This window comes from Thiorhodococcus mannitoliphagus (assembly GCF_010915725.1).
GTDB classification, from domain to species: Bacteria; Pseudomonadota; Gammaproteobacteria; order Chromatiales; family Chromatiaceae; genus Thiorhodococcus; species Thiorhodococcus mannitoliphagus.
Genome location: NZ_JAAIJR010000186.1, coordinates 1 through 8,053, shown reverse-complemented (window position 1 = coordinate 8,053; position 8,053 = coordinate 1). Strand labels below are relative to the sequence as shown.

Genomic DNA, 8,053 nt, shown 5'->3' with positions numbered 1-8,053 from the left:
GCAGCCGATCCATCTGCGCCACGAGGAGATCCAGATCCTCGGGATCGTCTCGGGCGTCGTGCGGATGGCGGACTGATTCCGCCCACCCCGATAGGCTCCTTGGAAGACGATGAGATCGGAACAGAGAACAAAGCGATCCTTGATCACGGGCCTTGTTTTTAGGGGTAGACCCAACAGTCGTGTCACCAGCCGCCATTTCGCCGACGGAAAACCTCCGGGCCAAGGTTTCCGTCAGAAATACCTTGCCGACAGTGTCATTTTCAGGGGTGGACTGAACAAAATTTCAGAAGTCGGGTGCACCCCCATCACCGAGTCGGCTCGGGGCGACCAGAACCGGCATGGGGGCAGACCGCTTCCGACCCACAGCTGCCATCGGGCCTTCGAGCAACGACGACGGCAATGCCACCCGGAGCGGACGTTGCGAGAGTCGTCTTGTTCATCACTGACGCCGCCGATTTCGCCCGCGCGCGGACCGCCCGCCTGGGACGATGGTACCAAGCTGGTGCCGGCCTGGGACCTCCTCGAACAGCCCGAGCCGGACTTCAAATTCGACCAGCGCGTTGCCTAGTGACCGCCGTCCTCTGCAGGCGAGCTGCAGCCGCCCTCGTGCTTCGTTTGTCCGCCGAGCGCGAGCATCGCATTTCGGCGCTCCGCAACACGGACTCTCTGCGCCAAAGAGGCCGCCGAGCGTCCCGATGGCGCCTTGATCGCTCGCCGAGCTCCCGCTAGCCTCCTCGCTTGAGCGTCACTGGACGCAAAGCGACGGTTGGATTTCCTATCCGTGGCCAGATGTGGGTTCAGCACGTCGAGCGCCATTGCCCGCACCTGCAACAGGTGGGCCGGCCGCGCGCCAAGCGCCTACAGGAATGCTGCCGCAGGCCGACCGAACGAGGCTTTAGAATGGCGCGAAATGGGCAGAAGCGATACGAGCCAGTCAATAGAGTCCAACATCCGTTCAGACCTGCCAAAGGAGACTTGAAGCATGATCCGCATCACCTTCCTGAGCGCTTGCGCCGTCGCGGCCGTCATGGGGCAAGCGTTTGTCATGGGGCAAGCGTTCGCCGAAGTCACATCCGCCGAGCTCGACGCGATCTCGATCCCCGACAAGGTCGAGACGCCAATTGGCACACTGGAATTCTTCGACGGCGTGCCGACCGACGCCACGGTCGCCACGGTCTACGACAATCTCGACCGAATGCGCGGCGTCGCGGTGTTTCTCGACAATCAGGGGGCTGCGTCGATTTATGCCATGCGATCCGGCAATGCGAGCATCGGCGCGGACGCCTCGAACAAGTTCACCATCACAGCGCAGATGCTGCAGCCGGAATCCCTGTACCTGACCGGCAATACATCGACGCTCTATTCGCTGGGCTATATCGACCTGAAGAAGGAAGGCCCGCTGGTCCTCGAACTTCCCCCCGGCATGTTGGGGTTTGTCGATGACGCCTGGTTCAGGTTCGTCGAAAACCTTGGCCTGATCGGGCCGGACAAGGGCAAGGGCGGGAAATATCTGCTCCTGCCACCGGATCATGAGGGCGACGTCCCGGACGGGTACTTCGTGATAAAGCCAGATACCTACAGCAACCTGGTGTTTCTGCGCGCCTCCATCGCGAAAGGCCTCGCGCCCGCGGTCGAGAACATCAAGACGCACCTGAAGGTCTACCCTCTGGCGCAGGCGGCAAATCCGCCCGAAACGGAGTTCGTCGACCTCTCGGGCGTGAGTTACAACACCATTTCGGCGAATGACTTCAGCTTCTTCGAGGGTCTCAACGAGGTGGTTCAGGAAGAACCCATCGATGCCATCGGTCCGGAAGCGAGGGGGCTTCTGGCGTCCATCGGCATCGTCAAGGGTGAACCCTTCAATCCCGATGCGCGGGTGAAGAAGCTTCTGGGCGAGGCCGCAACCATCGGCAACGCGACGGCCCGGGCAATCACCTATCAGCCCCGCATTGGCGGCGTCTACATCTACCCCGACACGAACAGCGCCTGGATAACCGCCTACGCCAACAAGAACACCTCCTTCGAGTCGGATGGCACGATGAACCTGGACGCGCGCGTTCTGTTCTATTTCAACTACACCGGCGTGACCCCGGCGATGGCAACCACTCGGGCCGGAGAAGGGTCTGACTACGCTATGGCCTATCTGGATGCAGATAAGAAGGCTTTTGACGGATCAAAAACCTACAAGCTGACCCTTCCCAAAGATGTGCCAGTCAACAACTTCTGGGCCGTGACACTCTATGACACCCAGACACGTTCGCTGCTGCAGACCGGACAGAAATTCCCGACCGTGGGCAGCCAGAGCGAAGGCATGTCAGAGAACGCCGACGGCTCCTACGATATCTACTTCGCCCCCGAGGCCCCCGAAGGCAAGGAAGGCAACTGGGTCCAGACCGTTCCAGGAAAGAGCTGGTTCACTATCCTGCGCATGTACGGCCCGCTTGAGCCTTGGATCAACAAGACCTGGCGTCCGGGCGAGATCGAACTGGCGGAGTAAAGCCTGTACTGGCCCGCAGGCCAATCCGCGGGCATCAATTCAGAGGTCCATATTGATGAAAATTCATACCTTGGCGGCAACGGTGGCAACAGGCCTCGCGCTTGCAATGCCCGTGAGCGCCCAGAATGCTGCCCAGACCGATGCGATCGAATCGATTGCCGAAGAAGCCTTCCTCTACGGCCTGCCCATGTCGATGGTCTACAAGATCATGTACCAGTACGCGATCGACGAGGGCGGCAGCCAGTTCAAGGCCCCGTTCAACACCATCGCCAACATCCCAAAGGTCTACACGCCCGCGGACACGGCCATCGTCACGCCCAACAGCGACACGCCCTATTCCTGGCTCTGGATGGACCTGCGCGCCGAACCGCTGGTCATCTGCGTGCCGGAGATCGAAAAGGACCGTTACTACTCGGTCATGCTCACCTCCCTCTATACCTTCAACTTCGGCTACATCGGCAGCCGCGCGACCGGCAATGGCGCGGGCTGTTATGCCGTCGCCGGCCCGGACTGGACCGGCGAGACGCCATCGGGCGTGGCGAAGGTCTTCACGTCCGAAACCGAATTTGCCCTCGCAACCTTCCGAACCCAATTGTTCAACCCTGGCGACATTGAAAACGTGAAGGCCATCCAGGCCAAATACGAGGCAAAACCAATGTCTGCCTTCCTCGGCGCCGACGCCCCGGCCGCCGCGCCCGCCATCGACTGGCCCGCAGTGGACAACACCACCGAAAAAACCAACGTCCTCCCCAACCTCGCCTTCCTGCTCCAGTTCGCCCCGCCCATTGGCCCGGCTGAGGTCGAAATCCCCTTGCGCAAAAAATTTGCCAGCATCGGGATAGAATCCGGCAAGTCCTTCCCCTCCGTCATTCTGACCGATGCGGACAAGGCCGCCATGGCCGCAGCCAAGGCGCCGGCAGAAGAGGCGATCAAGACCAAGCTGGAAACCCTTGGAAAAACCGTAAAAGGATGGACCTTCGTGACCTCCGGCATCGGTGACCGCGCGGTGTACAACGGCGATTGGGCCCAGCGCGCCGCCGTCGCGATCGGCGGCATACTTGCCAACGACCCGAAGGAAGCCGCCTACGCCATCACCCGCAAAGACGCCAACGACGACGCACTGGACGGCGCCTCCAACCGCTACACCATGACCTTTTCCAAAGGCGACCTGCCCCCGGTCAACGCCTTCTGGTCGGTCACGATGTACGACGGAAAGACCCAGCTTCTGATTGAGAACCCGATCAACCGCTACCTGATCAACTCACCGATGCTGCCCGATCTCAAGACCAATGATGACGGCTCGCTCACCCTCTATGTCCAGAAGGACGAACCCACCGATCCGGTCGCGAAAGCCAACTGGCTGCCTGCTCCGGACGGACCGATCTACATGGTCTTGCGTCTCTATTGGCCCAAAGATGCGGCCCTCGACGGGGCATGGACACCTCCGGGACTTATCCCGACAAAATAACCGCGTTGGGGGCCCCTACCTTGAGCCGGAGATCCCAAAAGCCGGAGTGCGCCGCCGTGCGTTCCGGCGCGCGGTTTTTTACTGATTGGGTCCCGAAACGTAAAGTTGTTGTGGCGCCGACACACCCCGCCGGGCGCACGAATCCAGCGTCCGCCTATGGTTTCATTGCAGTCGGCTCGCCTCGGAGCACCAATGACCGCAGCTGGCCGAGAGCTGTCGTCATTCTGTCGGAAAACATCTGTTTTCCGACAGTCCACGAAGAGCCTCGCGAAAAGCGCGCTTCGGGGCGCTTAGAGTCAACGGAAAACCCTGTCGTAATCGGGTAGCATACGGAAACCCCGATTTCGTGGTTTTCCGCTCATGCTCGTCGGCTACATGCGCGTTTCTTCCGACTCTGACCGCCAGAGCACCGACCTGCAGCGCGATGCGCTCTTGTCGGCGGGTGTCGATGCCCGGAATCTCTTCGAGGATCACGCCTCTGGGGCCAGGGATGACCGGCCTGGCCTGACCAAGGCACTGGACTTCGTGCAGGCGGGTGATGTGCTGGTTGTCTGGAAGCTGGATCGCCTGGGGCGATCGCTCTCGCACCTCCTGACCATCATCGACTCTCTCAAGGACAAACAGGTCGCCTTCCGCTCGTTGACGGAAGGCATGGATACCACCAAGGCGTCCGGTGAGCTGCTGTTCCACGTCTTCGGTGCACTCGCTCAGTACGAACGGGCCTTGACCCAGGAACGGGTCATGGCGGGACTGGCTGCTGCCAAGCGCCGCGGGCGCACCGGTGGCCGCCCACCGGTCATCGTCGACGAGAAGCTCGACGCCATTCTGGCTGCGCTGAACGGCGGGATGTCAAAGGCGGCCGTGTGCCGCAATTTTGGCGTGAAGCGCTCGACCCTGATCGACACCCTGGCTCGCATTGGCTGGTCCGGCCCGAGTCCACCTGGAACCGAGCCGCATGCTGGATGATGCGCCACGCGGCCAAGATCATTGGCATCTCACACCCGATGAGCAACGGCTGGTAGAAGCCAAGCGCCGGGCCAGTCAGCTCGGCTTCGCCGTGCTCTTGGTCTTCTTCCGTGAGCGAGGCCGGTTTCCACGTGACACGGCCGAAGTCGATGCACAGGCGATCCGCGTACTGAGCGAGCAGCTCGATCTGCCGCTTCCCGCAGATAAGGCCGCTTTCCTCCGTGAGCGTACGGCCGAGCGGCTGCGCGCCGAAATCAGAATTCGCTTTGGCTTCCGCGAAGCGACGGTCGCCGATGCCGACAACCTGACGAGCTGGCTGTGCGATCAGGTCATCGGCACGCTCGGTAGCGAGATTGCGCCACTGATCGAGCGTCTGGAAGGACGCTGCCGCGCGCTCAGCCTCGAGCCACCGACCATTGAGCGCATGGAGCGCATCGCCCGCTCGGCGGTGCGCGCCTACGACGACCGTTTTCACGCTCGTACTCTCGATCGGCTCTCGTCTGCGACACGCAAGCGGCTGGACGCCTTGTTGAGTCCAGAGGCGTCCGACGAAGCCGCTGCCGAGGTCGAGGCCAGCCGCCAGCCCCCGGCAGTCTTGTTGAAGCTGCTCGGCAACCCCGGTCGTCCCAGTCTTGCCAGCCTACAAGACGAGTTGGCCAAGCTGGACCTCCTGCGAGGGATCACGCTTCCCCCGGATCTGTTCGACGATGCGGTGCCGCGCGACCTGGAGCGCTGCCGTCGCCGTGTCTCCGTGGAGGCCCCCTATGAGCTGCGCCGACATCCGGAGGCCGCCCGGCTGACCTGGCTCGCCGCGTTCGTGCATCTGCGCGTGCGCACGCTGACCGATGACCTCGTCGATCTGCTGATCGAGACCATCCACACGATCGGGGCACGCGCCGAGCGCAAGGTCGAACGCGAGCTGCTCGAGGACCTCAAGCGCGTCACGGGAAAACAGAACCTGCTGTTCGTCCTCGCCGAAGCGACGCTGGCCGAGCCGGATGGCGTCGTGCGGGACGTGGTCTTTCCAGTGGTCGGCGAACAGACGCTGCAGGACTTGGTGAAAGAATGGAAGGCCACCGGGCCGACCTACCGTCTCACCCTGCGCGCGGTGATCCGCAACTCCTACCGTGGACACTACCGACGCATGGTGCCCCGGTTACTGGCCGCGCTCGACTTCCGCTCCAACAACGACCGTCACCGTCCGGTGATGGAGGCGCTTGAGCTGGTCAAGCGCTTTGCCGAGAGCAAGGTCCGGATCTTTCCGCCTGAGGAGGACGTTCCACTCGATGGCGTCGTGCGGGGCCTGTGGCGCGAGGCGGTGGTGGAGCAGGACGCTGCCGGCGAGGATCGCGTCAACCGCATCACCTATGAGATCGCCGTGCTGGAGGCCCTACGCGAGCGCCTGCGCTGCAAGGAGATCTGGGTGGTCGGGGCCGACCGCTACCGCAATCCGGACGAGGACCTGCCGGCCGACTTTGAGCGCAACCGCGACCGCTATTACCAGGCGCTGGAGCTGCCGTTGGACGCCGAGCGGTTCGTCACCGACCTGCAAGCCGAGATGCACGAGGCCCTGAGTACCCTGGATGCCGGATTGACGAAGAACCCGGCCGTCCGACTCACCACCAAGAAGGGTGGTGGCTGGATCATCCTGACACCCTTGGATGCACAACCCGATCCGCCCAACCTGACCGCCCTCAAGGCCGAACTCAACGCCACCTGGCCGATGACAAGCCTGCTCGATATGGTCAAGGAAACGGATCTGCGTCTCGGCTTCACCGAGGTGCTCAAGAGCCCGACCGCCTACGAGACCCTCGAGCGCGCGGTCTTGCAGCCACGCTTGTTGCTATGCCTGCACGGGATGGGCACCAATGCCGGCTTGCAGCGGATGGCGGGGCTGGATTCGGGAACGACGGCCAAGGATCTGGCCTATGTGCGCCGACGCTACCTCAACGTCGAGGCCATGCGTCGAGCCATTGCCATTATCGCCAATGGGACCCTGCATGCCCGTAATCCGGCCATCTGGGGAGATGGGACGACGGCGTGCGCCTCGGATTCCAAGCATTTCGGCGCCTGGGATCAGAACCTGACAACCCAGTGGCACGTCCGCTATGGCGGGCGCGGCGTCATGATCTACTGGCACGTCGAGCGCAAGTCGCTGTGCATCCACAGCCAACTGAAGTCGCCGTCGTCCTCCGAGGTGGCGTCGATGATCGAGGGTGTCCTCCATCACTGCACCGAGATGGAGATCGACCGCCAGTACGTCGATTCGCACGGCCAGAGTACGGTCGCCTTCGCCTTCTGCCGCCTGCTCGGGTTCGAGCTACTGCCCCGACTGAAGGCCATCCACGCGCAGAAGCTGTACCGGCCGGAAACCGGCAAGGCCGATGCCTACAAGGATCTTCAACTGATTCTGACCCGACCGATCGACTGGGAGCTGATCCGGCAACAGTACGACCAGATGATCAAATACACGACGGCACTGCGCTTGGGGACCGCCGAGACCGAGGCGATCCTGCGACGCTTTACCCGGCAGAACGTGCAGCACCCGACCTACAAGGCATTGGCCGAGCTTGGAAAGGCCATCAAGACCATCTTTCTGTGCCGCTACCTGCACTCCGAGGCCCTGCGGCGCGAGATCAACGAGGGACTCAATGTCGTCGAGCAGTGGAACGGCGCGACCGATTTCGTCTTCTTCGCCCGCCGCGGCGAGATGGTGAGCAACCGTCGTGAGGACCACGAGATCAGCATGCTCGCGCTCCATCTGATCCAGAACTGCATGGTCTACATCAACACCCTGATGATCCAAACCGTGCTGGCGAGGCCGCATTGGCAGGAACGGCTCACCCCTCGCGACTATGCGGCGCTGACGCCGCTGATCTGGGAGCACGTCAACCCGTACGGCCGCTTCGAGTTGGACATGAGCACTCGCCTGGCCTTGCCTTGAGAGAAGTGGCGGCTGGTGACACGACTGTTGGGTCTACCCCTTTTACGCTGAACGCAACCCTGCTTTCGTGCGACTCAGGAGACGACGACTCGGGTGAGTTTTACACACGCTGGGACGAATCCGGCGGCTGCCAAAGCCCGATGGAGCGCGATCCTCCCTGGAAGAGCGCGGCGGGCGG

General features: G+C 62.4%; 4 protein-coding genes. All 4 read left to right on the top strand.

The genetic code is table 11. The features are described from left to right. Positions 1-982: 982 nt before the first annotated feature. The gene (locus G3480_RS24025; protein WP_164656763.1) at positions 983-2,497 is read left to right on the top strand and encodes a DUF1254 domain-containing protein; all 1,515 of its coding nucleotides are present in this window, start codon (positions 983-985) and stop codon (positions 2,495-2,497) included. A 55-nt stretch (positions 2,498-2,552) separates the two neighbouring features. Then, positions 2,553-3,965 (top strand): DUF1254 domain-containing protein, encoded by a 1,413-nt coding sequence (locus tag G3480_RS24020; RefSeq protein ID WP_206171867.1) that lies wholly within the window; start codon positions 2,553-2,555, stop codon positions 3,963-3,965. 360 nt (positions 3,966-4,325) lie between these two features. Then, a complete protein-coding gene (locus G3480_RS24015; protein WP_093038310.1) occupies positions 4,326-4,931 on the top strand; it encodes a recombinase family protein in 606 nt (201 codons plus the stop codon). Further along, on the top strand, positions 4,921-7,875 hold the full coding sequence (locus G3480_RS24010) for a Tn3 family transposase (protein WP_164656762.1): 2,955 nt from the start codon (positions 4,921-4,923) through the stop codon (positions 7,873-7,875). Before G3480_RS24015 ends, G3480_RS24010 begins: the two co-directional genes overlap by 11 nt. The last annotated feature ends 178 nt before the right edge of the window (positions 7,876-8,053 follow it).